Source organism: Rhizobium sp. C4 (assembly GCF_021026315.1).
Classification (GTDB): domain Bacteria; phylum Pseudomonadota; class Alphaproteobacteria; order Rhizobiales; family Rhizobiaceae; genus Ensifer_A.
The window spans coordinates 18,326-43,305 of sequence record NZ_JAJNCX010000007.1 but is presented as its reverse complement, the minus strand read 5'-3'; the positions used below and the strand labels follow the sequence as shown (position 1 = coordinate 43,305).

23 protein-coding genes and 1 tRNA gene are annotated in these 24,980 nt (G+C 61.0%); 7 read left to right on the top strand and 17 right to left on the bottom strand.

Going from position 1 to position 24,980, the window contains the following annotated elements; genetic code table 11:
- Positions 1-35: 35 nt before the first annotated feature.
- The 5 genes from LQK84_RS13615 to efp all read right to left on the bottom strand — a co-directional run bounded on the left by LQK84_RS13615 (position 36) and on the right by efp (position 8,497).
- Positions 36-3,347, bottom strand: coding sequence for a transglutaminase family protein (locus LQK84_RS13615; protein WP_230829276.1), 3,312 nt, complete (start codon positions 3,345-3,347; stop codon positions 36-38).
- Between the two features lie 168 nt (positions 3,348-3,515).
- Positions 3,516-4,370 carry an urea carboxylase-associated family protein gene (locus LQK84_RS13610; protein WP_230829275.1) on the bottom strand — a complete coding sequence of 285 codons (855 nt, stop codon included), beginning with the start codon at positions 4,368-4,370 and terminating at the stop codon, positions 3,516-3,518.
- 100 nt (positions 4,371-4,470) lie between these two features.
- Positions 4,471-5,757, bottom strand: a complete 1,287-nt coding sequence (locus LQK84_RS13605; RefSeq protein ID WP_230829274.1) for a cytochrome-c peroxidase — start codon at positions 5,755-5,757, stop codon at positions 4,471-4,473.
- The gene (locus tag LQK84_RS13600; RefSeq protein ID WP_230829273.1) at positions 5,757-7,385 is read right to left on the bottom strand and encodes a phospholipase C; all 1,629 of its coding nucleotides are present in this window, start codon (positions 7,383-7,385) and stop codon (positions 5,757-5,759) included. Before LQK84_RS13600 ends, LQK84_RS13605 begins: the two co-directional genes overlap by 1 nt.
- 542 nt (positions 7,386-7,927) lie before the next feature.
- A complete protein-coding gene (efp, locus tag LQK84_RS13595; protein WP_230829272.1) occupies positions 7,928-8,497 on the bottom strand; it encodes an elongation factor P in 570 nt (189 codons plus the stop codon).
- A 153-nt stretch (positions 8,498-8,650) separates the two neighbouring features.
- On the opposite strand from efp, the gene epmA reads away from it, so the two are divergent.
- Together epmA and LQK84_RS13585 are read left to right on the top strand one after the other, a co-directional pair.
- Positions 8,651-9,739 (top strand): EF-P lysine aminoacylase EpmA, encoded by a 1,089-nt coding sequence (gene epmA / locus LQK84_RS13590; RefSeq protein WP_442966963.1) that lies wholly within the window; start codon positions 8,651-8,653, stop codon positions 9,737-9,739.
- Positions 9,736-10,773, top strand: coding sequence for a lysine-2,3-aminomutase-like protein (locus LQK84_RS13585; RefSeq protein ID WP_230829271.1), 1,038 nt, complete (start codon positions 9,736-9,738; stop codon positions 10,771-10,773). Before epmA ends, LQK84_RS13585 begins: the two co-directional genes overlap by 4 nt.
- Positions 10,774-11,078: 305 nt before the next feature.
- Here the strand turns inward: LQK84_RS13585 and pstB are convergent, their stop codons facing one another.
- The 6 genes from pstB to odc2 form a co-directional block, all read right to left on the bottom strand.
- Positions 11,079-11,897 carry a phosphate ABC transporter ATP-binding protein PstB gene (pstB, locus tag LQK84_RS13580; protein ID WP_330166413.1) on the bottom strand — a complete coding sequence of 273 codons (819 nt, stop codon included), beginning with the start codon at positions 11,895-11,897 and terminating at the stop codon, positions 11,079-11,081.
- Positions 11,898-11,939: 42 nt separating this feature from the next.
- Positions 11,940-12,791 (bottom strand): phosphate ABC transporter permease PstA, encoded by an 852-nt coding sequence (pstA, locus tag LQK84_RS13575; RefSeq protein ID WP_230829269.1) that lies wholly within the window; start codon positions 12,789-12,791, stop codon positions 11,940-11,942.
- 10 nt (positions 12,792-12,801) lie between these two features.
- Entirely contained in the window at positions 12,802-13,776 is a 975-nt protein-coding gene (gene pstC / locus LQK84_RS13570) for a phosphate ABC transporter permease subunit PstC (RefSeq protein ID WP_269072061.1), read from the bottom strand.
- Between the two features lie 75 nt (positions 13,777-13,851).
- Positions 13,852-14,880 (bottom strand): phosphate ABC transporter substrate-binding protein PstS, encoded by a 1,029-nt coding sequence (pstS, locus tag LQK84_RS13565; RefSeq protein WP_442966962.1) that lies wholly within the window; start codon positions 14,878-14,880, stop codon positions 13,852-13,854.
- 362 nt (positions 14,881-15,242) lie between these two features.
- Positions 15,243-15,830 (bottom strand): GNAT family N-acetyltransferase, encoded by a 588-nt coding sequence (locus LQK84_RS13560; RefSeq protein ID WP_230829267.1) that lies wholly within the window; start codon positions 15,828-15,830, stop codon positions 15,243-15,245.
- A 231-nt stretch (positions 15,831-16,061) separates the two neighbouring features.
- Complete coding sequence (gene odc2, locus LQK84_RS13555; protein ID WP_230829266.1) at positions 16,062-17,195, bottom strand: ornithine/lysine decarboxylase; 1,134 nt, start codon at positions 17,193-17,195, stop codon at positions 16,062-16,064.
- Between the two features lie 605 nt (positions 17,196-17,800).
- On the opposite strand from odc2, the gene LQK84_RS13550 reads away from it, so the two are divergent.
- The 3 genes from LQK84_RS13550 to LQK84_RS13540 all read left to right on the top strand — a co-directional run bounded on the left by LQK84_RS13550 (position 17,801) and on the right by LQK84_RS13540 (position 20,691).
- Positions 17,801-18,691, top strand: a complete 891-nt coding sequence (locus tag LQK84_RS13550; protein ID WP_230829265.1) for a LysR family transcriptional regulator — start codon at positions 17,801-17,803, stop codon at positions 18,689-18,691.
- 216 nt (positions 18,692-18,907) lie between these two features.
- The gene (locus LQK84_RS13545) at positions 18,908-19,552 is read left to right on the top strand and encodes a DUF1007 family protein (protein WP_230829264.1); all 645 of its coding nucleotides are present in this window, start codon (positions 18,908-18,910) and stop codon (positions 19,550-19,552) included.
- Entirely contained in the window at positions 19,546-20,691 is a 1,146-nt protein-coding gene (locus LQK84_RS13540) for a nickel/cobalt transporter (RefSeq protein ID WP_230829263.1), read from the top strand. Before LQK84_RS13545 ends, LQK84_RS13540 begins: the two co-directional genes overlap by 7 nt.
- A gap of 74 nt (positions 20,692-20,765) precedes the next feature.
- Here LQK84_RS13540 and LQK84_RS13535 read toward each other — a convergent pair whose 3' ends face one another.
- Positions 20,766-20,936 carry a hypothetical protein gene (locus LQK84_RS13535; RefSeq protein WP_230829262.1) on the bottom strand — a complete coding sequence of 57 codons (171 nt, stop codon included), beginning with the start codon at positions 20,934-20,936 and terminating at the stop codon, positions 20,766-20,768.
- A gap of 140 nt (positions 20,937-21,076) precedes the next feature.
- Here LQK84_RS13535 and LQK84_RS13530 point away from each other — a divergent pair, with 140 nt between their 5' ends.
- Positions 21,077-21,664, top strand: coding sequence for a hypothetical protein (locus tag LQK84_RS13530; protein WP_230829261.1), 588 nt, complete (start codon positions 21,077-21,079; stop codon positions 21,662-21,664).
- Entirely contained in the window at positions 21,661-22,965 is a 1,305-nt protein-coding gene (locus LQK84_RS13525) for an HsdM family class I SAM-dependent methyltransferase (protein WP_230829260.1), read from the top strand. The genes LQK84_RS13530 and LQK84_RS13525 overlap by 4 nt, the downstream gene beginning before the upstream one ends.
- Before the next feature lie 63 nt (positions 22,966-23,028).
- Here LQK84_RS13525 and LQK84_RS13520 read toward each other — a convergent pair.
- The 5 genes from LQK84_RS13520 to LQK84_RS13500 form a co-directional block, all read right to left on the bottom strand.
- Positions 23,029-23,104, bottom strand: a tRNA-Phe gene (locus LQK84_RS13520).
- A gap of 162 nt (positions 23,105-23,266) precedes the next feature.
- The gene (gene yacG, locus LQK84_RS13515; RefSeq protein WP_230829259.1) at positions 23,267-23,491 is read right to left on the bottom strand and encodes a DNA gyrase inhibitor YacG; all 225 of its coding nucleotides are present in this window, start codon (positions 23,489-23,491) and stop codon (positions 23,267-23,269) included.
- A gap of 7 nt (positions 23,492-23,498) precedes the next feature.
- Positions 23,499-24,119 (bottom strand): Maf-like protein, encoded by a 621-nt coding sequence (locus LQK84_RS13510; RefSeq protein ID WP_230829258.1) that lies wholly within the window; start codon positions 24,117-24,119, stop codon positions 23,499-23,501.
- A gap of 39 nt (positions 24,120-24,158) precedes the next feature.
- Entirely contained in the window at positions 24,159-24,377 is a 219-nt protein-coding gene (gene infA, locus LQK84_RS13505) for a translation initiation factor IF-1 (RefSeq protein ID WP_112631247.1), read from the bottom strand.
- 152 nt (positions 24,378-24,529) lie between these two features.
- Complete coding sequence (locus LQK84_RS13500; RefSeq protein WP_230829257.1) at positions 24,530-24,979, bottom strand: arsenate-mycothiol transferase ArsC; 450 nt, start codon at positions 24,977-24,979, stop codon at positions 24,530-24,532.
- Position 24,980 lies beyond the last annotated feature (1 nt).

The window sequence follows — 24,980 nt, the reverse complement described above, 5'->3', positions numbered from 1 at the left end:
CGCCTGCCAATTCAAATACCCCTAATAGGCCGCTCTCAGGGCCGCCTGAGATCCAGCGTCATCGGGAATTCCGGAGGCGGCGGATCGGCCCTGTAGAGCCACAAGCCCCCGGTATGCCCCGAAGGCAGGAAGCGCGCAAGGCGTCTTGCCTCCGCCTCGTTGCCATTCACAGGGAATGTGTCGTAGCTGCGACCACCCGGATGCGCGACATGGTAGACGCAACCGCCCAGCGACCGGCTCGACCACGTATCATAGATGTCGAAGGTGAGCGGCGCGTTGACCGGCAGCACCGGATGGATGCCCGACGCCGGATGCCACGCCTTGAAGCGGACACCCGCAACCGCCACGCCCTGCTCGTCAGTCGGCCTCAGCGGCATCAGGCGGCCGTTGCAGGTGACCTGATAGCGATCGAGGTTTGCGGTCTCGAACTTCACCTGCAGCCGCTCGACGGAACTGTCGACATAGCGCACCGTGCCGCCGACGGCGCCCTGCTCGCCCGTCACATGCCAGGGTTCGAGCGCCTGACGCACTTCGAGCTTATTGCCCTCGTACTCGACCTCACCGCAGAACGGGAAGCGGAACTCGAGCTGGGCTGAGAACCATTCGGGCCGGAAGTCGAAGCCGTTTGCCTTCAGGTCGGCCAGCACGTCGAGGAAGTCCTTCCAGACGAAGTAAGGCAGCATGAAGCGATCGGCGAGCGACGTCCCCCAGCGCACGAAATTGCCCTCGATCGGGTTCTTCCAGAAGCGGGCGATCAGCGCGCGGACGAGAAGCTGCTGGGCAAGGCTCATGCGCGCATTCGGCGGCATTTCAAAGCCACGGAACTCGACCAGACCGAGGCGGCCCGTCGGCCCATCGGGCGAGAACAGCTTGTCGATGCAGATTTCCGAGCGATGCGTGTTGCCGCTCGAGTCGGTCAAAAGATTGCGGAACAGCCGGTCCACCAGCCAGGGCAGCGGCGGCAGGCCCTTGCCCGGCAGCGGCACCTGGGCGAGCGCGATTTCCAGTTCGTAGAGCGCATCATGCCGCGCCTCGTCGATACGCGGCGCCTGGCTTGTCGGCCCGATGAAGAGGCCGGAGAAGAGATAGGAGAGCGACGGATGGCGCTGCCAGTGCAACACGAGGCTCTTCAAGAGGTCCGGCCGGCGCAGGAACGGGCTGTCATTCGGGTTCGCCCCGCCGACAACGACATGGTTGCCGCCGCCGGTGCCGGTATGGCGACCATCGATCATGAACTTGTCGGCCCCAAGCCGCGACTGGCGGGCTTCCTCGTAAAGCGCCGTGGTGATCTCGACGCAATCCTTCCAGTTGGAGGCCGGATGCACGTTCACCTCGATGACACCCGGATCGGGCGTCACCCGCATGACATTCAGCCGCTCATCCTGCGGCGGCGTATAGCCCTCGATATGGATCGGCAGCTTGAGATGGGCGGCGGCCCGCTCGGCAGACGCGATGAGGTCGAGATAATCCTCCAGCGTCTCGGTCGGCGGCATGAAGACGCAGATGCGTCCGTCGCGCGGCTCGATGGAGATGGCGGTGCGCACCCGCCCCTCGATCTCCGACAGCGCCTGCTGCTGGACCGGGGTCTGCGCCTTTTCCGGCTGCAGCGAATGTTCCGGCATCAGCCGGCCCCTGTCCTGCCGGTAATCGGGCAGCGGCGGACGCGGGATCGAAGGATCGCTCGGGTTGATATAGGGGAATTGCGACGGCGGGATATAGATCAGCGAGCCGAGCGGCAGGCGGAAGCCGATGGGCGAGTCGCCCGGAATGAGGAACAGCCGGCCGCGCCGCGTGCTCCACTTTTCCGAAATCCAGCTGCGTCCGCTGGCGCGCGAATTCCACGCCTGAACCGGAAGCACATAGCCGGTCGGCTTGGTCAGGCCACGCTCGAAGACCTTCGCGATGCGGCTGCGCTCCTCGGCATTTTCCAGCTTCGAATTGGCGGGATCGACATTCTCGGGAAGGTTCGCCTCCTTGATCAGCCATTCGGCCGTATCCTCGAAGGCGGGCGTGGCGAATTCCGGCTTCACATCGAGCTCGATTGCGAGCGCTGCCGCGAACTTGCCGGCATCCTCGTGGGAGACCTTGTAGTCCTTGGCTTCCGCCGCGATCAGCTCCGGCGTGTTCCAGACCGGCAGACCGTCCTTGCGCCAGTAGAGCGAGAAGGTCCAGCGCGGCAGGCTTTCGCCCGGATACCACTTGCCCTGCCCGTAATGCAGGAAGCCCCCCGGCGCGAAGCGCTCGCGCAGCTTGCGGATCAGCACATCGGCACGGTCGCGCTTCTGCGGGCCGACGGCTGCCGTGTTCCACTCGTCCGACTGGAAGTCATCAATGGAGACGAAGGTCGGCTCGCCGCCCATGGTGAGGCGCACATCCGCCGTGTCGAGATAGGCGTCGACCTTTTCGCCGAGCGCATTCAGCGCCTCCCAGCTCTCATCCGAGAACGGCTTGGTGATGCGCGGATGCTCGGCGACGCGGTTGACCTTCATGTCGAAGTCAAACTCGGTCTTCGCCTCGCCGAAATAGCCGCCGGAGATCGGCGCGGCATTCTTGTAATGCGGTGTCGCGGCAAGCGGAATATGGCTTTCGCCGGCCAGCAGACCGGATGTGGGATCAAGCCCGACCCAGCCTGCCCCCGGCAGATAGACCTCTGTCCAGGCATGAAGATCGGTGAAATCGACTTCGGTGCCCGACGGCCCGTCGAGTGCCTTCAGATCCGGCGTCAGCTGGATGAGATAGCCGGAGACGAAGCGCGCGGCAAAGCCCAGATGGCGGAGAATCTGCACCAGCAGCCAGCTGGAATCGCGACAGGAGCCCTTGGCGAGCTTCAGCGTCTCTTCCGGCGTCTGCACGCCCGGCTCCATGCGGATTGTGTATTCGGTCTGGCTCTGCAGCATCGCATTGATGCCGACCACCATGTCGACAGTGCGCTGGCGCGAACGGTCGATACCCTTGAGAAGCTTGGTCAGCAGCGGCCCGGCCGGCTCCGGCTTGATATAGATCGACAGGTCTTCCTTGAGGTCTTCCGGATAGTCGAAGGGATAGTGCTCGGCCTGTTCCTCGACGAAGAAGTCGAACGGATTATAGACCGTCATGTCGGCAACAAGATCGACCTCGATCTTGAACTCCGTGACCGGCTCCGGAAAGACGAAGCGGGCGAGATAATTGCCGTAAGGATCCTGCTGGAGATTGACGAAGTGGTTTTCCGGCGTGACCTTCAGCGAATGGCTGATCACCTTGGTCTTGGAATGCGAGGCCGGTTTCAACCGGATGATCTGCGGCCCCAGTACGATGGGATTGTCGTATTTGTAATGGGTCAGGTGATAAATACTGGCTTTGATTGACATTGGCCCTCATCGCGCCGGAACAGACAATTGCCAAATCTTTAGTCACGCCACCGATTTGTGCAATGGGGAATATGAAATGAGGGCGACCTTCGCAGCCGACCAGCCCATTGGTGGGGCTGCGTCACGCAATTGCCACAGCCCGAATGATCAGGATCACGAGCGCCCGGCTCAAGGCCTGCCGCGATAGGGATTGCGCTCCGGGAACGGCCAGTGGGCCAGAAGCGCCATGTCCGGCCTGAATATCTCGACCTTCAGCGGATGGCAGGCCGCCGTATCGCTCGAATGTTCCGCGCTGCAATCGCCGCCGGGGCAGGCAGACAGCCCGCCAAGAAGATCGATTTCCGCGAACATTTCCAGGAAGTCTCCGGGCCGCACCGGGCTCGCCTTCATGAAATACTGATGCGTATCGTGCGTGAAGCCGGTGCACATGAAGACGTTGAGCACATCATGGACGTAAGGCTCCGCCTCCTTCAGCGACATGCCGCGCGCCTCGGAAAGCGCGCCGCAGAGGTTGGAGTGGCAGCAATGGTGATAGTCGCCGCCGGAGAGCAGACGGTTGGTGTAGGGATCGCAGCGCGTGCCGATCACATCATGAACGCCGCCGCCATATTCATCGAAGCCATACCAGCCGAGCGTGTCATGCGTGATCGTCGCCATGGGGCGCAGGTTCGGCAGATTGCTCCACAGCCGGTTGCCGGTCGTGACATGCGTGGCATGCAGCGCCCGCGTCTTGCCGCTGAAGAAGCGCTCATTGAGATCGTTGGCGTTCCAGAGGTTGAGGTCGCCGACCTGCGGCCCCTCGACGCTGACGATGCGTAAGAAATGCCCCTTCGGCACGTTGAACGCCTTGCCCTCGCGCGGCGGCACTATGACCTCGTCGATCTTCGTCAGCGTTTCCCGCACGGCCGACAGACGATCCATATCCGGCACCGGCAATGTCTCGACGGGATAGCAGACGACCGGCTTGACGGCGCGGCGCGCGGCGGCATCGGCAGGCGGGACAGGACGGGTATGGAAGGACATGCAGAGGCTCCGGCTTGAGATCAAGCCGGCACGTTGCCGCGTTCACCTCCGCATGGGAAGCACATCCCGCCATGCCACCTCTTCGATCAACAGATGCGGTTCACCGATCCGTCAGCGTCTTCAGGAAGGCGACGAGGTCGGCAATATCCTGATCGTTCAGCGCTGACTTGTCGCTCGCCTTGCGATCGAAGGGAGGATCGATGACATCGATATTGCCGCGATACGCCGCCGGCATGTCGTCATAGGCCATGACCACACCATCCGCGCCCTTCGGATAGAAGCGGCCGGGATCGGTGTTGCGATCCGCATAGAAGCGCATGACATCCTCCAGCGAATGGAACACGCCATTGTGGAAGAAGACCCCGCGGGCCGCCGCATTGCGCAGGCTCGGCGTCTTGAAGAGACCGCAATTGGCCTTCTCTCTGGCATACTCGTCATCGCGCATCGGCCCGCAAATGCCGAGGTCGAAATACTTCGGGTCCGCATTGGCCGGGATCGCCATGTTGCGCGGCGCGCCGAGTGCCTCATACTGGAAGTCGGTGAAGAGCGGCGGCGTGCCATCGGCGGCCGGCTTGTTCGGATGGCAATCGGCGCAATTGCCCTTGTTGCGATCCTCATAGACCTTCAAGCCCCGCATTTCCTGATCGGTCAGCGACGCCCTGCCCGCCAGATAATCGTCATAGCGGCTGTTGAACGGATGAAAGGCCGGGTCCTCGACCTGATAGCGGGCAAGGGCGAAGCCCGCCTCGCCCACCAGCGCCTGCGGATCATCGAGCACGGTCTTGCCCGCCAGCTGCGCAATCCGCTCGCCATAGCTCTTGCGGATCTTGTCGGCCAGCGTTGCAATATCCGGGTTCGCCATCTCGAAGGGCGACATCAGCGGCCCCATTGTCTGATCCTGCAACGTATCGACACGCCCGTCCCAGAACATGCCGCCGCGCGGCACCATATTGGCCGCGTTGTCGGTGCCGCTCTTGCCGGTTGCAGGCGGTGCAGCGCCCAGCTGGCCGGCCGGACCGCCGCTGACAGCCCCATTGGCCGCCGCCATCGGCGTCGCATCGCCCGCCTCGCTTGCCTCATCCGCCGGGCCGACCGAGAAGGTCGGCGTGAAGGAGCGATAGGTCAGCGACGGCGTGCCGCGAATGCCGGGCTCGCTCAGATACGGCCCGCCGATCTGCACGGCCTGATCATTGGCCGGCGCGAAATGATGCGCCGGATCGTGGCAGGTGGCGCAGGACATGACCCCGCTGCCCGACAGGCTGCGGTCGAAGAACATGTCCTTGCCGAGCTCAGCCATCGCGCTCAACGCCACCGGTTGAGCCGAGGCCCCGACCGCCGCAAGCGTCACGCCTGCGGCAGCCAGAAGGAAGGCACCTGCCTTCAACATCAGCCCTTCGTCTCGCCCGTTGCCGGGTCCAGCGTCAGGGTGGTGTTGGTCGCATGCTGCCAGTCGAACATGCCGTCGATCGGGTTGGCAATCGCATCGAACGAGCCCTGGCCGAGGCGCTTGCCGCCGAGCCAGTTGTCCTCGATAAAGCGAAGGATCGAGGTCTGGTCGGTGAGCGTGTGGTCGACATAGTTCGCCTTGGCATAGGGCGAGATGACGAGAAGCGGCTGGCGCGTGCCATAGCCGCAACGCCCCTGAGCCGGCTTGCCGTCAATGCCGGCAAGCGGCGTGCCGGTGCCGCAGGCGGGACCGTTCAGCACGTCATAGCCCTTCACCGGAATGTCGGACGGATTGACGATCTTCATCGCATGATCATACCAGCCGTCGGAATCGTCATAGGCGATGACGATCGCCGTATCGTTCCAGTCCTTCGACTTTTGCAGTTCGTTGATCGTGTTGACGAGGAAGGTCTGTTCGTCGATCGGGTTGGAATAGCCCGCATGGCCGTCCTGATAGCCCGGTGCCTTGAGGAAGGTGACGGCCGGCAGGTTGCCGTTCTTCAGCGCGGCCTCGAAATCGGTCAGGTCATACTGATGGTTCGCCCCGCCATCCTTCGAGGTGCCGATGGCATCGACGGAGGACGGGCGCTTGTGATCGAAATTGGCCGTCGACTTGTAATACTGGAACGGCTGGTGATGCGGGATGTAATCCGCCACCTTGGCGCCCGTGACCGTCGCGGCGGTCGAACGGGCACAGCCCGTCGAACCATCGGCATTCTTCGCCGTCAGGTCGAAGCCGCCCTCGAAGAAGCCCCAGGTGATCCCGGCCTCGTTCATAAGGTCGCCGACATTCCTGCCCGTCATCAGCGCGGTCGGATATTTCGGGCTCGAACAGACATCGCCGGTCGGGTCGAGATCGGAGATCATCGTCCAGTTGCCATTGCCGTCCGGCACGACGCGGCCCTTGTCATAGGTGCCGTCGGCCTCAAGCTTGTAACCCGCCGGCAATTCCATTCCGTTCGTCTGGCCGGAGATCAGATTGATCGCGCCGGGCGTCGAGGGGCCGAAAACGGTCGAGAAGGAATTGTCGCTCATGGCGTAGTGCTGGGCATAGTTCCACAGCGCCGTGACGGTGTTGCCGTCATAATAGCCCATGACCAGCCCCTTGGAGCCGAAGACGCCGGCAGCGCCCTTGGAGCCCTTGCCGGTATGGGCCGGGAAGAGATCCATCTTGCCTTCGTTGAAAGCCGCCTGCTCGGCCGTATAGCCGTGATCCTGGTCGGCGGTCGCCGCCTGCGAACGGTCGAGGCGGAACGGTGCGGTCGCATCCGCGCCATTGCCCGGATTGGTCTTGTTCGGATTGTTGTCGAAAAGACCGGCATGGGCGAGCGTATCGATATCGGCCGGCGTATTGGCCGCCGCCGTGAAGGCCGGCTCGCCAGCCGGGTTGGCCGCCTTGGGATAGGTGCCGAAATAATGGTCGAAGGAGACATTTTCCTGGAAGATCACCACCAGATGCTTGATCGGCGTGGCAGTCTTCACCTCGTCGGCCTGCGCGAACGGGATCTGAAACGTGAGAAGCGCCGCCCCGCAGGCAAGCAGCCGCCGGGCGTTGGAGAGGGTCGTCATTGGGTTTCCTTTGCCTCAATGGCGAACGGGCCCAGACCCGCCTTCGGGCCCGTCCGTCCGGGAATAATCGATGCCGCCCCCTCGACGACGCTGCGAGTCCTAGAACTGGGACGCGACAGTTCTGTGACAGTTTTCCGAACATCTTTTTTTGCAGGGAGTTCAATATGGCTTTTAGGATGCGGGGCAGGAGATTGGCGGCCCGCCTCTCGCTCCACCCTCATCCTGAGGTGCCGCCGGCAGGGCGGCCTCGAAGGATGCGCTTGTGGCAATGACCCTTCGAGGCCTGCGCTTTGCGCAGGCGCCTCAGGGTGAGGTATGCCGGTGCCTCTTGCCGATCTACCCCCTTGAGGGGGAGATGCCCGGCAGGGCAGAGGGGGGTATGGTGCGGCGTTCGCGATGCCCTGACATCCACACCCAAAAGCAGACCCCAAGAAACAATTCAGCCCGCAAAACGCGGGCTGAATGAATCCGGCGAACACCGGAACAACTGAAAACCGTTTCGCCACCCCTCTCCCATCCGGAAGAGGCAGGCAGCGACCCGATCAATCCTTGGCGCGTTCGACGTAGGAACCGTCTTCCGTCAGGATGACGACGCGGGTGCCGGGGGTGATGTGGCCGGGTACGAGCGTGCGGACGCCGTTCGACAGGATCGCCGGCTTGTAGGAGGACGAAGCCGTCTGGCCCTTGACGACCGGCTCGGTCTCCATGATTTCGAGCGTGGCGTGGCGCGGCAGTTCGATCGCCAGTGCGCGGCCTTCAAACACCTGCAGGATGACGCTCATGCCTTCTTCGAGATAGGCAGCGGCATCGCCGACGGAATCCTTGTCCATGACCAGCTGGTCATAGGTTTCCGGGTTCATGAAGTGGAAGCCTTCGTCATCATTATAAAGGTAGGAATAGGCGGAATCCTCGACGAAGGCGCGCTCCACCTGCTCGGTCGTCTTCCAGCGCTCCGACACCTTCACGCCATCGACGATGCGGCGCATGTCGACCTGCGTGACCGGCGTGCCCTTGCCGGGGTGGAAGTTCTGGGCGGTCAGTACGACATAAAGCTTGCCCTCGACTTCGAGGACATTGCCCTTGCGGACCGAAGAGGCGATGATCTTGACCATAAGACGTCCTTGTATCTCGATGAAACGCGCCTTAAAGGACCGGCATGGCCCGCCCGCGTTCCGAAATGTTCATTGCGGGCGCACTAACGCAATTTCAGGCAAAAGGCCAGTCCGCACGCGAAGATTTCGCCGGACTTCAAGAGTAACCGGACGATGACCCCGATGCCCCCCCGGCAGAGCCTTCAGACAAGCCCCTGGTGGCAACCGCATATCCACGCCGACCGCCGGCCCCTGCTGATGGGCCGCAACCGGCTGATGGCCGCGTTCCGCCTGTGGTTCGCCGAGCGGGATTTCGTCGAGGTGGAGACGGCCGCGCTTCAGGTCTCGCCTGGCAACGAGGCGCATCTGCACGCCTTCCGCACGCAGGCGCTGACGATCGATGGCCGCGCCCTGCCCTTCTATCTCCACACCTCGCCGGAATTTGCCGCCAAGAAACTGCTGGCCGCCGGCGAAACGCGGCTTTGCACCTTCGCCCATGTCTGGCGCAACCGCGAGCGCGGTCCGCTGCACCATCCAGAATTCACCATGCTGGAATGGTATCGCGCCGGCGAGACCTATGATCAGCTGATGCGCGACTGTGCGTCCCTGCTGGCACTTTCCGCCCGCACGACCGGGATGGACCGCTTCCGCTTCGCCGGCCACGAATGCGACCCCTTTGCCGAGCCCGAACGGCTGACCGTGGCGGACGCCTTCCAGCGCCATGCCGACATCGATCTGCTGGCCACCATCCATCCCGACGGAACGACGGACCGCGAGGCTCTGGCAACGCAGATGCGCGCAAAAGACCTCAGCGTTTCCGACGACGACACCTGGGCCGATCTCTTCTCCAAGGTGATCGTCGGCAAGGTCGAGCCGCATCTGGGCCAAGGCCGCGCCACGATCCTTTGCGAATATCCGGTGGCGGAAGCCGCCCTTGCCCGCCGCGCGCCGCGCGATGCCCGCGTGGCCGAACGCTTCGAGCTTTATGCCTGCGGCGTGGAACTCGCCAACGCCTTTGGCGAACTCACCGACGCCGCCGAGCAACGCCGGCGCTTCGAGATGGAAATGGCCGAAAAGGCCCGCATCTATGGCGAGCGCTATCCGATCGACGAGGATTTTCTGGCCGCACTCGACATCATGCCGGAAGCAAGCGGCATCGCACTCGGCTTCGACCGGCTGGCCATGCTCGCCACCGGCGCGCGGCGGATCGAGGATGTCATCTGGACCCCGGTGGCGGAATTTGCGGCGGAGTTCGCGCCATGATCAAGGCCGGCGCATCGCTGACCACGCTGGATGATCTGGCCCTCGCCGGGCTCGTTACGCCGTCCCCTGCCCTTGAGGCCGTGGCGGCGCGCTATGCGGTTGCCGTGACGCCGGAAATGGCGGCCGTGATCGAGCGCGCCGGACCGGACAGCGCCATGGCGCGGCAGTTCATCCCCGATGCCCGCGAACTCGATATCCTGCCCGAAGAGAGCGCCGACCCGATCTCCGACAGGCGCTTCACGCCGGTCGAGGGCGTGGTGCATCGCTATCCGGACCGCGTTCTGCTCAAGGCAGTGCATGTTTGCCCGGTCTACTGCCGCTTCTGCTTCCGCCGCGAAATGGTCGGCCCCGCCGGTGACGGCCTGCTGGCCGCCGAAAAGCTCGATGCGGCGCTCGCCTATATCCGCGAGCACAAGGAGATCTGGGAAGTCATCCTGACCGGTGGCGACCCGCTGGTTCTCTCGCCGCGCCGGCTGGAAAAGCTGCTGGAGCCGCTCTCGCAGATCGACCATGTGAAGGTGATCCGCTTCCATTCCCGCGTGCCCCTGGTCGATCCGGAGCGGATTTCGGGTGAACTGATCGCGCTGCTGCGCGCCACCGGCAAGACCGTCTATGTCGCGCTCCACGCCAACCATCCGGACGAATTCACCGCCGCCGGGCGCAAGGCCTGCGCGCGCCTCACCGATGCCGGCATTGCCATGGTCAGCCAATCGGTGCTGCTCAATGGCGTCAATGACGATGCGGAGGTGCTGGCACGACTGATGCGCACCTTCGTCGAAAACCGCATCAAGCCCTATTACCTGCACCACCCGGACCTCGCACCCGGAACCGCGCATTTCCGTCTGACGGTCGAGGAAGGCCAGGCGCTGGTCGCCTCGCTGCGCGGCCGGCTCTCCGGCCTCTGTCAGCCGCATTACGTGCTCGACATTCCGGGCGGCCACGGCAAGGCCTATGTGAATGCCGCCGAGCATGGCAGCGATGATGCCGGCCTCACCGTCACCGACTATCGCGGCGGGCAGCATCGGTATCCGTGATAAGGCACAACGGTCACTCCCCCTCCCCCTTGTGGGGAGGGTTGGGGAGGGGTCTTTTTCCGCTTGCTCGGCGCCTTTGGCAAAGTCCCCCTCTGGCTGCCGCCATCTCCCCCACAAGGGGGGAGACGGATGTGGTGCCGCCTTGCCGATCTCCCCCCTTGCGGGGGAGATGCCTGGCAAGGCAGAGGGGGGTGCCACAATCACCGACAGGCACCGCAACAAGACCCTGCCCAAAAACAAAAAAACCGGCGGGCCGCCTCCAGACAACCCGCCGGTAGGAACGCGAACGTTCCGGATCGGTCCACTCAGCCGAAGCGGCCGGTGATGTAGTCGCTCGTGCGCTGCTGGCTCGGCGCGCTGAAGAGCTTGTCGGTCGAGTCGAATTCGACCAGTTCGCCGAGATACATGAAGGCGGTGTACTGCGAGGTACGGGCTGCCTGCTGCATGTTATGCGTCACGATGGCAATGCAATACTGCGAACGGAGTGATTCGATCAACTCCTCGATCTTCGCCGTCGAGATCGGGTCGAGCGCCGAGGCCGGTTCGTCGAGGAGGAGCACCGAGGGCTTCACGGCGATCGCGCGGGCGATGCAGAGGCGCTGCTGCTGACCACCGGAAAGACCGAGACCCGACTGGTTGATCTTGTCCTTCACTTCGCCCCAGAGGGCTGCTTCCGTCAGCGCCGCCTCAACGCGGTCGTTCATCTCGGACTTCGAGATCTTCTCGTAAAGACGAACGCCGAAGGCGATGTTTTCGTAGATCGACATCGGGAACGGCGTCGGCTTCTGGAACACCATGCCGACCTTGGCGCGCAGGTTGTTCAGGTCGACATCCTTGGAAAGGATGTTCTTGCCGTCGAGCAGAATCTCGCCCTCGACCTTCTGGCCCGGATAGAGATCGTACATGCGGTTGAAGGTGCGCAGCAGCGTGGACTTGCCACAGCCCGACGGGCCGATGAAGGCCGTGACCGTCTTGTCGCGGATCTTCATGTTGACGTTCTTCAGCACGCGATGGCCGTTCTGGTAGGTGAAGTCGAGATTCTTGACTTCGACCTTCACCGGCATTTCGAGATCTGCCGGGCCAAAGGAGCCGCCACGGTTCTGGATGACGCTCTGGGAATTCATATCGGTCATGTTCATAATTCCATTCCTATCTTTGCGTCAGCGTCACTGGCGGCGGCCGCCCATCAGGCGGGCAATGATGTTGATGGCGAGGATCGCGACGGTGATGATCAGCGCGCCGGCCCAAGCCAGGCGTTTGAGATCCTCGCCCGGATCGGCGGCGAGGGTATTGATGGCAACCGGCAGCGTGGCAATCGGACCAGTGAAGCCGCCATTCATGAACTTGGAATAGCCTGCCGTGAAGAGCAGCGGCGCCGTTTCGCCGCTGATGCGGGCGGTGGCGAGCAGAATACCCGTGAGGATACCCGTCCACGCGGAACGATAGATGACCATGACCATCGACTTCCAGCGCGGCGCACCAAGCGCGGCGGTCGCTTCGCGCAGCGCATTCGGCACCAGCAGAAGCATGTCCTGTGTCGTCCGGTTCACCACCGGCAGCGCGATCAGCGCAAGAGCCACGATACCGGCGATGGCCGAGTTGCCATGCATCGGCACCACGATCGCGCCATAGACGAAGACGCCGATGATGATCGAGGGTGCGGACAGGAGGATGTCGTTGATGAACTTGGCGGCTTCAGCGAGCTTCGAACCGTTGGCATATTCCACGAGATAGGTGCCCGCAAGAATGCCGATCGGCGCTGCGATCAGGATCGCGAAGAACGTCAGGAGAAAGCTTCCGTAGATCGCGTTCAGCAGACCGCCGCGCGAACCTTCGGCAGGAATGCTCATCGTGAAGACGTCGATGCTCAAGGACGACACGCCGTGGAAAAGAAGCGTGCCGAGGATCACCGCGAGGAAGAACATGCCAAGAGCGGTGGCGACGAGCGAGAGCGTCATCATCAACCGGTTGCGCGCGTAGCGCCGCGACATGATGTTCTGACGAATGGTATCTTCCATGGTTCAATCCTCAGAGCGAGTCAGAGCGGCCAATCATCCACTTCGCCAGCGCGAGCACGCAGAACGACAGGATGAAGAGCAGGAGGCCAAGGGCGATCAGGCTCGAAAGCTGCAGCCCGTCTGCTTCGCCGAACGTATTGGCGATCTGCGCAGAGATCGTGGTGGAGGGCGAGATGATCGAGGCCTGCAGGCGCGTTACCGAACCGACCACAAAGGTCACGGCCATGGTTTCACCCAGCGCACGGCCGAGACCAAGCATGACGCCGCCGACGAGACCGCGACGGGTATAGGGAATGAGAATATTGCGGGCAACTTCCCAGGTCGTCATGCCCATCCCGTAGGCCGATTCACGCAGCATCGGCGGGACGGTCAGGAACACGTCGCGGGTGATGGCCGTGATGAAGGGCAGAACCATGATGGCGAGCACGAGGCTGGCGGTCAGCAGGCCCACGCCCGGCGCCGGCGGCTGGAACAGGTAGCCGATAACCGGAACCTGGCCGACCGTCGCGATCAGGAAGGGCAGGATGTAAAGCTGCATCAGCGGCACGAGCACGAAGAGGCCGACAATGCCGTAGATGATGGAGGGAACGCCGGCGAGCAGTTCGATGGCCGTCCCGATCGGGCGGCGCAGCGGGCCAGGGCAGAGTTCCGTCAGGAATATGGCGATGCCGAAGGAGAGCGGCACGGCGATCAGCATGGCGATCAGCGAGCTGATCATCGTGCCGAGAACAGCGGGAACAGCGCCAAACTTTTCCGTTGGCGCACTCCAGACCGTGCCCCAGAGGAAGGACAGTCCATAGGTCTGGAACGTCGGAAGCGCGTCGATCACCAGAACGACGAGAATGGCGAGCAGCATCAGGACGACCAGTGCGGCCGATGCCAGTGTCATGAAGTAGAATATGCGGTCCTGTAGCTTGAATGTTTTCGTGATGGCAGCAACGTCCACCCGCGAAAAATCAGCCCCGTTTGTCGTCGCATCGACCATTCTGCAACCCCTGTCCCGGTCATAAAAAGCGGACAGAGATTATCTCTGTCCGCCGATTTCGCGCCGTGGCGCAGATTACTTCGTAGCGAAGTCTTTCTTCCAGGATTCAACCACGATCTTCGATACTGCGTCCGGAATGGCGACGTAGTTCAGGGTGGTGGCGTCCTTCTGGCCCTTTTCATAGGCCCACTTGAAGAAGTCGAGAGCGCCGTCGTTCAGAGCCTTGTCGGTCGGGGTCTTGTAGAGCAGAACCCAGGTCGAGGCAGCGATCGGCCAGGTGTTGTCGCCAGCCTGGTTGGTGATCATCACGTTGAAGTTCTTCGCGCCCTTCCAGTCGGCGTTCGAAGCGGCAGCGGCAAAGGTGTCGAGCTTCGGCTCAACGATCTTGCCAGCGGCGTTCTTCATCTTCGAGAAGCCCATCTTGTTGGCTACAACGTAGGAGTATTCGACGTAGGAGATCGAGCCGGCGGTCTGGGCGACCGTCGTGGATACGCCTTCAGAGCCCTTGGCGCCGAAGCCGACCGGCCACTGAACGGCCGTGTCCGAACCAACCTTTTCCTTCCACTCCGGCGAAACCTTCGAGAGGTAGTTCGTGAAGTTGAAGGTCGTGCCCGAACCGTCAGCGCGGTAAACAACCGAGATCGGCGTGGAGGGCAGCTTGACGTCGGGGTTCAGCTTCTTGAGAGCAGCGTCGTCCCACTTGGTGATCTTGCCGAGGAAGATGCCGGCGAGCGTTTCGCCGTCAAATACCAGCTCGCCCGGCTTTGCGCCGTCGACGTTATAGGTCACGACGATGCCGCCGGAGATCATCGGGAACTGGGCAAGGCCGTTCTTCTCGAGGTCGGCGTCGCTCATCGGCTTGTCGGTAGCGCCGAAGACAACCGTCTTGGCGAGCAGCTGCTTGATGCCAGCGCCCGAACCAACCGACTGGTAGTTGATGGTGTTGCTGGTGGCAGCCTTGTAGCCTTCAGCCCACTTGGACAGAACCGGGTTGATGAAGCTGGAGCCTGCACCCGTGATGTCGGCTGCGAAAGATGCGCCTGCGAGCGTGAGGCTGAGTGCGGCAGCGGCGGCGCCGACTGCGAATTTGCGGATGAGGTTCACGGCAGTTCTCCCTGTACGTGATGGTAATTCCTTCAGGCCGTCCCTCTCACAAGGATCGCGGCTTCGGGGGTTCATTAGGCTCCGGGAGTTACGCTTATGTGACACTTGTATGAAGGATATATGACAGCCCGGAACGGCACAGGGGCGCCTCCCGGAAAGCCACATATTATCAAAACGTTAACCATATTTCAGCAATGGCCGGGCAAACGCCGCCGTGCGCAGCCTTTGCGACAGCGATTGTTACAATGCGGATGCAACGCCTGCGAGTCCCGCGCCGGGGGCATGTCGCTCACCACCCGCAAACGCAAAAATGCCGGCCCCTTTCGGAACCGGCATGAGCTTGACGCATGAACAGGGACGGTTCAGGCCGCCTTCTTGATCGGCGCGACCGAAAGCTTGCGGCCGCAGGGCACGAGAAGGCCGGCGGCACCCTTGAGCCAGCCGTCTTCCAGCTCCAGCGCCAGGAAGCGCGACCGCTCGAACGGACCCGGCATCATCAGCGTCGTGGTCTTGTCGGCAAAGAAGCCGAAACGCTCGTAGTAGGGCGCATCGCCGACGAGCAGGATCGCACCATGGCCGAGCCGGCGGGCTTCGAAGATCGCCGCGCGCATCAGGCTCGCGCCAATGCCCTTGCCTTCGAAGGCGGCATCGACGGCAAGCGGACCGAGCAGCAGGGCCGGCAGCGGCGCGCCTGCCGGCGTGATGCCGGCATGAACGTTCCAAAGACGCACGGTGCCGATGACGTGGCCGGCGCGGTCACGCGCCACGAAAGCAAGGCCCTCGGCCGGCAGCCGGCCACGGCGCAGCTTCTCTGACGACTTCTTGCGGCGGTTCGGGCCCATGGCAACGTCGAGCAGGCGCTCGCGGGCAACGACATCGCCGGCAGCTTCCGGCTCGATTGTGAATTCAGGCGCATGGCTAGCGCGAAGGACGTCAAGAACAAGGGCCATTTTGGCCTCCCGAACTTCAATACCGCTCAATGCGGCCCGGATACTGAGGGTGAGTGCCGCGCCCCTTCCCAGGGCGCCGGCGTGTGGTCGTTGCCGACCGATCGTCTTTCAAACCTGCTTCAATTCAGTCTGGAAACCTTGGTAACCGTTCCTGTCTGAACGGCAGATGAAGGCTTCGTGACGGTTTCGAGGCCGGCTCGAAACGCCCCGGATGATCCGGGGCGCGATCGATCAGATGCAGTATGACTTCAGCGGATCGAAGCCGTTGAAGGCGACGGCCGAATAGGTCGTCGTGTAGGCGCCCGTGCCTTCGATCAGCACCTCGTCACCGATGGTGAGCGAGAGCGGCAGCGGATACATGTTCTTCTCGTACATGACATCCGCGGAATCGCAGGTCGGGCCGGCCAGCACGCAAAGGCCCATGTCGTCGGCATCGCGTTCCGTGCGGATCGGGTAGCGGATCGCCTCGTCCATCGTTTCGGCCAGACCGCCGAACTTGCCGATGTCCAGGAAGACCCATCGGTGTTCGTCATTGTCCGACTTCTTCGAGATCAGGACGACTTCCGCCTTGATCACGCCCGCATTGCCGACCATGCCGCGGCCCGGCTCGATGATGGTCATCGGGATCCGGTTGCCGAAATGCTTGGACAGCGACGCGAAGATCGCCTGGCCATAGGCTTCTGCCGACGGAATGTCCTTCAGGTACTTCGTCGGGAAGCCACCGCCCATGTTGACCATCTTCAGCTCGATGCCCTGCTTGGCCAGCGACACGAAGACGCGCTTGGCGTCTGCGAGTGCGGCATCCCAGGCATCGACCTTGGTCATCTGCGAACCGACATGGAACGAGACGCCGAAGGACTCAAGGCCCAGCTGATGCGCATAGACGAGCACGTCGACAGCCATCTGCGGCACGCAGCCGAACTTGCGGGAAAGCGGCCATTCGGCACCTTCGCCATTCGTCAGCACGCGGCAGAAGACTCGGGCGCCGGGAGCCGCACGCGCAATCTTCTCGACTTCCTCGTGGCTGTCGACGGCGTAAAGGTTGACACCGAGTGCATGCGCACGGGCGACGTCGCGCTCCTTCTTGATCGTGTTGCCAAAGGAAATGCGGGCTGCCGTCGCGCCGGCATCCAGCGCCATTTCGATTTCAGCGACGGACGCGCAATCGAAGTTGGAGCCGAGGCCTGCGAGAAGACGCAGAACTTCCGGAGCGGGGTTCGCCTTGACCGCATAATAGATGTTGCTGTCCGGCAGGGCATGACGAAATGCCTTGAAATTGCCGGCGACGACATCGAGATCGACGACGAGGCACGGACCTTCCGGCTGGCGGGTCTTGAAAAAGTCGAGGATGCGCTGCGAGGTCATGGCGGGTCTCCAAAAATCCAGAGTCAAAAGCCCTTCGTCCCGAGCGGCTCATGGCGCGGGGCGTCGGAATGGCATGACTTCGGGACTACAGATAGACCCGAAGGACAAAGCGCGGATGACGATGCGATCAGGGACCAGCCGGTGGAGACCCCGGAACCTGAGCGAAACGCAAACGCAAATGACGAACAAACGCTCGGCTAAGAGCGATCATTCACTTTGTCTGCCTTGGATTGGTGGGAGATCCCGACCGCACTTCCGGCAATGAAGGTGTGCCTCTTCAGTAACCCCGGCTGTTGGAGAGCCGGCAGACACCAGAAAGGCCCGCACCGTCGTTGCTTCAAGATGTCCTCGCATTTCCCGGTTGGCCGGAATAGCGACTGGAGCGGTTAGTTCCAGGTACCTTACCGATGACCTCACCTTAGGGATTAAATCCCAGTTCGAGGGTCGGCGGACACCCACAGGCACGTGCGACTTTGGGCAACAGCGGAGATAAGAATATTCACTGTCGCAATCAAGTGTTTTTTTGACCCCTGCCAATTTTTTTGCAGCGATTGAAATGGGTCATGCGGTGGACCTATATTCGCGGGAAAATCAAGCGAGGCAAAATGGACACTCTCACGCGGATCAGAGCCTTCATCGACGTCGTGGACGCGGAGGGCTTTTCGGCCGCTGCCCGCAAGCTCGGACGTTCCAAGGCGCTGCTTTCCAAATATGTGCGCGAACTGGAAGACGAGCTCGGCGCCCTTCTCCTCAACCGCACCACCCGACAGTTTTCCCTGACCGAAGCCGGCAAGACCTATTACCGCTCGGCCTCTGAGATCCTGAAGGAGATCGACGAGCTCGCCGATCTCGTGCGCGAAAACAATACGGACCTGAAGGGTCGCCTCAAGGTCTCCGTGCCGCGCACCTTCATCGATGCCGAAGTGGGCTATTGTCTGATCGACTTCGCCAAGCTGCATCCGGACCTGTCGCTGGAAATCATGGCAGAGGATCGCTTCGTCGATCTGGTGGAAGAAGGTTTCGACCTCGCCATCCGGGTGACGAAGCTCGAGGATTCCGGGCTGATTGCCCGCAAGATCACCGATTTCGGCCTCAACATCTGCGCCACGCCGGAATTCCTGGCGCGCCACAAGGATCTCGATCATCCGAATGGCCTGTCGCATGTGCCGTGCCTCATCGATTCCAACAGCCGCCGCAAGGGCGTGCTGCGCTTCTTCGAGCCCGACGGCTCTTCCTTCTCGGTGCAGGTCGCAGGTCCCATCGAGGTGAACAGCCCGACGGCGACGCTGCGGGGCGCGCTGGCCGGTCTTGGCGTGGCGCTGCTGCCCGACTTCGTCGCGCGCAAGCATATCGAGAGCGGCGAGCTTGTCGTCCTCTTCCAGGACTACCTGCCGAGCGACCGCGGCATCTATGCCGTCTACCCGCATCGCCGCCATCTGCCGGCCAAGGTGCGCACCTTCGTGGACTTCCTGCAGGCCTGGTTTAAGAAATTGTAACTTTGTCGCCGTTGCCGATCGTGACATGGTGCCGCGACATCCTGCTTCGCAATGGGCTCATTTTCGTCCAGATTGAAGCCCACTCAGAGGCGCTGGCTGCAGGGTGGACTTCGGTTTTTCGCCGAGCCGGCGCGATACGATAAAAGATCAGCCGATCGGGCGATGCGCATGTGCCGCCCGAACGCCTGATATGAAACTTCGACAGACGATGGTTCCATGACCCGCAAGCTTGCATTCCTGACGACGCTGTTCGGCCTTCTGGCCCCGGTCGCCGCTTTCGCCCATCCGCATATCTTCGTGGAGGCGCGGCTGGAAGTGGTCGCCGGCGACGACGGCAACATCAAGGAGCTGCGCAATGTCTGGCGCTTCGACGAGGTCTTCTCCTCGACCGTGCTGCTGGACTTCGACAAGAACTCCAACCTGAAGCTCGACCCCGAAGAACTGAAGGCCGTCGGCAAGACGGTGAAGGAGTCGCTGGCCGATTTCGACTACTATACGAACATCACCCAGAACGGGAAGAAGATCGAAATTTCGCCGCCGGACGTCATCAATGTCGATTTCAAGGATGGCCAGCTTCTGATGTTCTTTGCCGTCAAGCCGGCAACACCCATGCCGCTCAAGGGCGACATGACGTTCGGCGTCTGGGACCCGACGCTTTACACCTCGCTCGACTTCGCCACCGACAAGGACATTGTCGTCGAAGGCGCGGGCTTCAAGGCCTGCCAGCACAAGGTGATCCGCCCGAACCCGGACGAGGTGATCGCGCAGAACCAGAAGACGCTGACACAAGCCTTCTTCAACGACCCGATGGGAACGACCATGTCCAAGCTCTTCGCAACGCGGATCGACGTGACATGCTGACCGCGCGCAACACAAGACACCTTGTCCTGGCGCTGACCGCCGCCGTTCTTCTCGCCCCGCTGACGGCCCATGCCGGGTCGCCGCTCGGCATCGGCACCGCCGAACCCTCCTTCAACACATCCGGCTTTGGCGGCCCATTTCTCATGTGGGTCAACATGGAGCAGCAGCGCTTCTATCGCGCGCTGACCCAGGCGCTCATCGCCATGCGCGACGACCCGTGGAAGCTCTCGACCCTCATAAGCCTCTCCTTCCTCTACGGCGTCTTCCACGCCGCAGGCCCAGGACACGGCAAGGCCGTCATCTCCTCCTACATGATCGCCAACGAGATCCAGCTGAGACGCGGCATCACGATTGCGATCATCTCGTCCTTCCTGCAAGGGATCACCGCGCTGCTCGTCGTAGGCGCCGCCTATGTCATCCTGCGCAGCACATCGATCACGCTGACCAACGCCACCGACTTTCTCGAACAGGCAAGCTACATCCTCGTCGCCGGCTTCGGCTTCTGGATGCTCCTGCGCAAGCTGCGCAGCCTGTTTGCCAAATCCGGCAGCAACCCTCTTGGCGCCACCCCTGCCCCCGCCCTCGCAGGCATGCCGGCAGGCGCGCATATCCACAGCGATGACGATTACGACGCCGCCTGCGCCTGCGACCATTCCAGCGTCCAGCGACTGGCCCCTGCCAAATCGGGCTCCAGAACAGGCCAGATGAAGGGCTTCCTCGGCTCAGGAAAAACGCAGAAACAGGCCGTCGCCGATTTCTGCGAAGAATGCGGCCACGCCCACATGCCCTCCCCGCAATCGCTCGGCGGCGAGAGGTTCAGCCTCAAGGAAGCCTTCTCCGCCGTCGTCGCCGTGGGCCTCCGCCCCTGCTCCGGCGCGATCATCGTCGTGACCTTCTCGCTGCTCAACGGCCTCTATCTCGGCGGCATCCTCTCCGTCTTCGCCATGTCCATCGGCACCGCCATCACAGTATCGCTGCTGGCCATCACCGCCGTGTCGGCAAAGGGTCTGGCCGTGAAGCTCGCGGGCAATGGGACGGTGGCGGAAAAGCTCGGCACAACAATCGAGATCGCCGGCGCGTTCTTCGTGATGGCACTGGGGATAATATTGTTTCTGGCGACGCGGCAGTTTGTGCATTGAGGATACCTGACCTCCTCTTGCGAGCACTACCACCGAAAAAACTTAGAACCAGGTTTTCAGCTGCCTGAAGCTTGTTAGCGGCTTGCCTTCTCAACAGGAGGACGCTGATTGTCCCGTTCGACGTTTTTCTCAAACTTGAACGTGCCGCCGCCAATCTCTACACGATAGTCTTTTGCAGCCGCAATGCCGACAACGACGATGAAGCAAATGCCCAACGTGATACGATTGATGTCGATTTTATGCATTTGCGATGCGAGCTCCAACATTTGTACGAACCTGGCGCAGACTACGGACCATGCAGATGCGTCAATGCTTGACAAATAGGTCTGAATGAGGAACATGTCAAGTAGTAGTTCCGATACAACTGGATCAGGTGATGACGAGAATGACACTTTCAGAGGCGGCGGAGGCGATTTTTGTGGGCGTCAATATCGCCCGCTTGTCACCCGGAACCGGCACAATTTCCGTGAACGTTATTCACGTCAGAGATATAGATGCAGGAATGATCGCTCCCGTTAGCGAGCTCGACGCCGCAAGCGTTAACCCAAGCGCTGTTACCCGGCAGAAACTGCTTCCCGGGGATGTGCTCGTAAGCGCAAGAGGGACCCTATTAAAATGCGCCGTAGTTCGAGAATCGCATTCAGGGTGCATCGCGAGCGCCAACTTCATCATCGTACGTTTGCCGCGTCATCCGTTGATCGAACCAGAACTTATCTGCGCTTTCCTACGGCAACCAGAAACGGAGAGGATCGTATTAAGTCGCGTGTCTGGCACGGCTCAGCCGGTAATGACGATCAAAGATATCTCAAGCCTAGAATTCGCCCTTCCTTCACGCAAGAAGCAAAAACATCTATCTGATATTATAAGCACAGCCGACGATATATACCGAGAATCTATCGAAATTTCCAAACTAATTCGAGACGAGGCACTAGAAATAGTCGGGAATTACATGAGAGAGAATTCCGAAAGATGAGCCAATTTGACGATGCAATCAAGAAAATGCGCAACATTATTTCGCGCTCAGTAGCACGGACCAATACTGATTTAGCCCTTGCGCTTATTGTGCTCGCCACTCTCGTTCATCGAGCGCAGCACAATTACCCTAAATGGAACCATCGCACTGACGTTCTGCATTCGGCCCATGAGTTAGAAATTATGCTAGGTTGGGAAAACAAAGCATTCAGCGAGCACCTTTTGGGAGACCTCCAATGGCTTGACGAAACCTCGGTATCCGAGCTGCTTTCATCGCTTCCGGGGGAAAACACCGAAGAAGAACTTGAGGCATGGCTCTTGCGACAGCTGGATTCCCTTGAAATTCCACTTTCACATGAAACACCTGAAGAGGTGGCAAGGTTAATGGTTATGCTGACAAGGCACGACCATTGCTTCAACATCTTCGATCCAGCTTGCGGGAGCGGCTCGCTCCTCGTGGCTGCATCCAAGACTACAATCGGACCAACATGTCTTGAGGGGTATGAGGCCAATGAATACGCCGCCGCTTGGGCACAGGTAAGGTTTGCGCTTAACGAAACCCCTAATGTAAGGCTTCATATCAACAAGAGAAGCAACAACCGAGGGGGTAAAAGGCGACTAGTAGATGAGGTACACAAGTTCGATACAGTATTGACTAACCCACCATTTGGAATCCAATTCGAGTTGCAAGACCTGCAGTGGCTGGAGGGTACTCCCGCTTTGTTAAAACACGACAGAGGAAAAATATCAAGCGAACTGGCCTATTTGCTTTCAGCTTATCATCATTTGAAAGATCAGGGCATGGCGGCAGTTCTAGTTCCCGTTGGCGTGCTTTTTAGAGGAGGCAATGACGCAAATATTCGTCAATTCTTAATTAAAGAACGCGCCCTTGCAGCGGTTATAGCGCTGCCAGCCCGATTGTCTGCGCCGAACACGGCAATCGAAACAGCAATTCTTGTTCTACGTCGCGGCACTTCGGGACACGATGGTGACAACGTATTGATGATTGATGCCCGAGAGCTAGGCAAACGCATCGCCCAGCGAGTTGTATTGGATACAATCGAATTAGATAAAATAATCCATATATTCCAAGGGCTGAGCTCGGAGAAAGGCTTCAGCAAGCTTACGCATGCTGACGAAATAAAGAAGCAAGAATTCTCACTCCTTCCCCAACGCTACGTCGAGTACGATTCCGTCGTAAAAACAGACCGTGTGAAAAGGAGGTTTCGGATCGAGGAACTAACAACGAGCATCCGAACATTGATAGACACGTACGAGAGCTTGCGAAATAAACTCGATTAGCCAAGAGTAAACACAAAGCCGCGATCAATCCAATTAACCAACCAAATAATCATTCGAGAAAAATGGTGCCCGGAGGCGGATTTGAACCACCGACACGCGGATTTTCAATCCGCTGCTCTACCAACTGAGCTATCCGGGCACTTGTCGCTTGACTGACCGGGTTTCTTTTTGAAAGAACCCGCCGGGTTTTCCCCGGAAGCGAGCGGGGTTATAGCATCTTGTTCGCGTGTGTCCAGCGCCCCGACAAAGTTTTTTGACTGTTTTTTGAAGAAAATTACAAAGTTCAGAAAACCTTGGAAAATCAACGGTCAAAGTCGCGCTCGAAGCCGTCCGCCTTTTCCTCGTCCTCTGTTACCGGGATCGAATAGGAGCCTTTGAGCCAGCGCGACAGGTCGACATTGCGACAGCGGTCGGAGCAGAAGGGATAGTGTTCGCGCGCCGAGGGCTGCCCGCATTCGGGGCATGGGCGCGGCTTGCGCAAGGGTTCTACCTTGGCACTCTTCGGGGTGGTCTCGGGGCCAGTCATGTGGTCGTCAGCCTTCTTTCCAGCCCCGGCGGATGTCGAAGCCTTCGCCATCCAGAAGCTGCAGCGTTTCGGTCAGCGGAAGCCCGACGACGCTGGTATAGGAGCCGGCAAGCTTCTGCACGAAGGAGCCGGCAATGCCCTGGATGCCATAGCCACCCGCCTTGCCGCGCCATTCGCCGCTCTGCACATAGGCATCGATTTCGGCATTGGAAAGGCGCTTGAAGCGCACCTTGGTCTCAACGATGCGGCTGCGCGTGTGGCCGGACGGCGCAATCAGCGTCACGCCGGTATAGACCCAGTGGGCACGGCCCGAGAGCAGGTTGAGACAGGAATAGGCATCGGCCTCGAACTCGGCCTTGGGCAGGATGCGCCGGCCAACGGCCACGACCGTATCGGCCGCCAGAACCCAGCCGCCCTTCATCTCTTCGTCCGCGCGCACGACCGCGAAGGCAGCCTCCGCCTTTTCACGGGCGAGGCGCTGGGCCAGCGTGCGCGGATTTTCAGAGCGCTTCGGCGTCTCGTCGATATCCATCGGCAGGAGACGGGCGGGCTCGATGCGCGCCTGCGCGAGAAGTTCGACGCGACGCGGCGAACCAGAGGCAAGAATGAGGGCTTGTTCGGTCGCCATGGGGATCGGTCGATGCGCCTTGGACAGCGCGGCTCCGGTTTATCTGAAACGGTAGGTGATACGGCCCTTGGTCAGGTCGTAAGGCGTCATTTCGACGAGAACCTTGTCGCCCGCCAGAACGCGGATGCGGTTCTTGCGCATGCGGCCAGCCGTGTGTGCGATGATTTCATGTTCGTTTTCCAGCTTCACGCGGAAAGTCGCGTTCGGCAGGAGTTCGGTAACGATTCCCGGGAATTCGAGAACTTCTTCTTTTGCCATTCAGACAGGTCTTTCTTTGAGGTTTATGGGCCAGACGCTGAAGGCGTCGGCGAAAATTTTGCGGAAACTACACAATGCGCGGGCCTTTGTGAACCACTGACAGGCCGAAAAGGCAAGCATGTTGTAAAAAACAGTCATGATCCGCGCAGACTTTAGGCAAGCCGCTTCGCAATGAGCGTCTTCAAGTGGTCGCGCACCTCGCGATAGGCATCCAGGATCTGCTCGCGCGTGCCGCGCGCCACGCTCGGGTCCGGCGTCGGCCAGTAGCTGACATCGACGGAGAGCGAACGGGTGAGTTCCAGTGCGGCATGATGCGCCTCCGGCGCCAGCGTCACGATGAGGTCGAAATAGTCGTCCTCCAGCTCCTCCAGCGTCTGCGGCTGGCGGCGACCGAGCGAAAGCCCCATCTCGTCCAGCACGACATCGACAAACGGGTCGCGCTCGCCCGTGCGCACGCCGGCGGAAGCAATATAAGTGCCCTTTGGCAGCATGGATTTCGCCAGCGCCTCGGCCATCGGCGAGCGGATGGCATTCATGCCGCACATGAACAGGATCGCGCCCGGCCGTTTCTCCGTGCTTTCGCTGGCACCCTCCTCCTCCATG

Coding starts and splice junctions, on each gene's coding strand:
- LQK84_RS13530 (WP_230829261.1), top strand. CDS start 21,077: ATGACACTTTCAGAGGCGGCGGAGGCGATTTTTGTGGGCGTCAATATC.
- LQK84_RS13585 (WP_230829271.1), top strand. CDS start 9,736: ATGATCAAGGCCGGCGCATCGCTGACCACGCTGGATGATCTGGCCCTC.
- epmA (WP_442966963.1), top strand. CDS start 8,651: ATGACCCCGATGCCCCCCCGGCAGAGCCTTCAGACAAGCCCCTGGTGG.
- LQK84_RS13535 (WP_230829262.1), bottom strand. CDS start 20,936: ATGCATAAAATCGACATCAATCGTATCACGTTGGGCATTTGCTTCATC.
- pstB (WP_330166413.1), bottom strand. CDS start 11,897: ATGAATTCCCAGAGCGTCATCCAGAACCGTGGCGGCTCCTTTGGCCCG.
- LQK84_RS13525 (WP_230829260.1), top strand. CDS start 21,661: ATGAGCCAATTTGACGATGCAATCAAGAAAATGCGCAACATTATTTCG.
- LQK84_RS13605 (WP_230829274.1), bottom strand. CDS start 5,757: ATGTTGAAGGCAGGTGCCTTCCTTCTGGCTGCCGCAGGCGTGACGCTT.
- LQK84_RS13500 (WP_230829257.1), bottom strand. CDS start 24,979: ATGGAGGAGGAGGGTGCCAGCGAAAGCACGGAGAAACGGCCGGGCGCG.
- LQK84_RS13510 (WP_230829258.1), bottom strand. CDS start 24,119: ATGGCGACCGAACAAGCCCTCATTCTTGCCTCTGGTTCGCCGCGTCGC.
- infA (WP_112631247.1), bottom strand. CDS start 24,377: ATGGCAAAAGAAGAAGTTCTCGAATTCCCGGGAATCGTTACCGAACTC.
- LQK84_RS13600 (WP_230829273.1), bottom strand. CDS start 7,385: ATGACGACCCTCTCCAACGCCCGGCGGCTGCTTGCCTGCGGGGCGGCG.
- pstC (WP_269072061.1), bottom strand. CDS start 13,776: ATGGTCGATGCGACGACAAACGGGGCTGATTTTTCGCGGGTGGACGTT.
- yacG (WP_230829259.1), bottom strand. CDS start 23,491: ATGACTGGCCCCGAGACCACCCCGAAGAGTGCCAAGGTAGAACCCTTG.
- efp (WP_230829272.1), bottom strand. CDS start 8,497: ATGGTCAAGATCATCGCCTCTTCGGTCCGCAAGGGCAATGTCCTCGAA.
- LQK84_RS13615 (WP_230829276.1), bottom strand. CDS start 3,347: ATGTCAATCAAAGCCAGTATTTATCACCTGACCCATTACAAATACGAC.
- LQK84_RS13550 (WP_230829265.1), top strand. CDS start 17,801: ATGGACACTCTCACGCGGATCAGAGCCTTCATCGACGTCGTGGACGCG.
- LQK84_RS13610 (WP_230829275.1), bottom strand. CDS start 4,370: ATGTCCTTCCATACCCGTCCTGTCCCGCCTGCCGATGCCGCCGCGCGC.
- odc2 (WP_230829266.1), bottom strand. CDS start 17,195: ATGACCTCGCAGCGCATCCTCGACTTTTTCAAGACCCGCCAGCCGGAA.
- LQK84_RS13560 (WP_230829267.1), bottom strand. CDS start 15,830: ATGGCCCTTGTTCTTGACGTCCTTCGCGCTAGCCATGCGCCTGAATTC.
- LQK84_RS13545 (WP_230829264.1), top strand. CDS start 18,908: ATGACCCGCAAGCTTGCATTCCTGACGACGCTGTTCGGCCTTCTGGCC.
- pstA (WP_230829269.1), bottom strand. CDS start 12,791: ATGGAAGATACCATTCGTCAGAACATCATGTCGCGGCGCTACGCGCGC.
- LQK84_RS13540 (WP_230829263.1), top strand. CDS start 19,546: ATGCTGACCGCGCGCAACACAAGACACCTTGTCCTGGCGCTGACCGCC.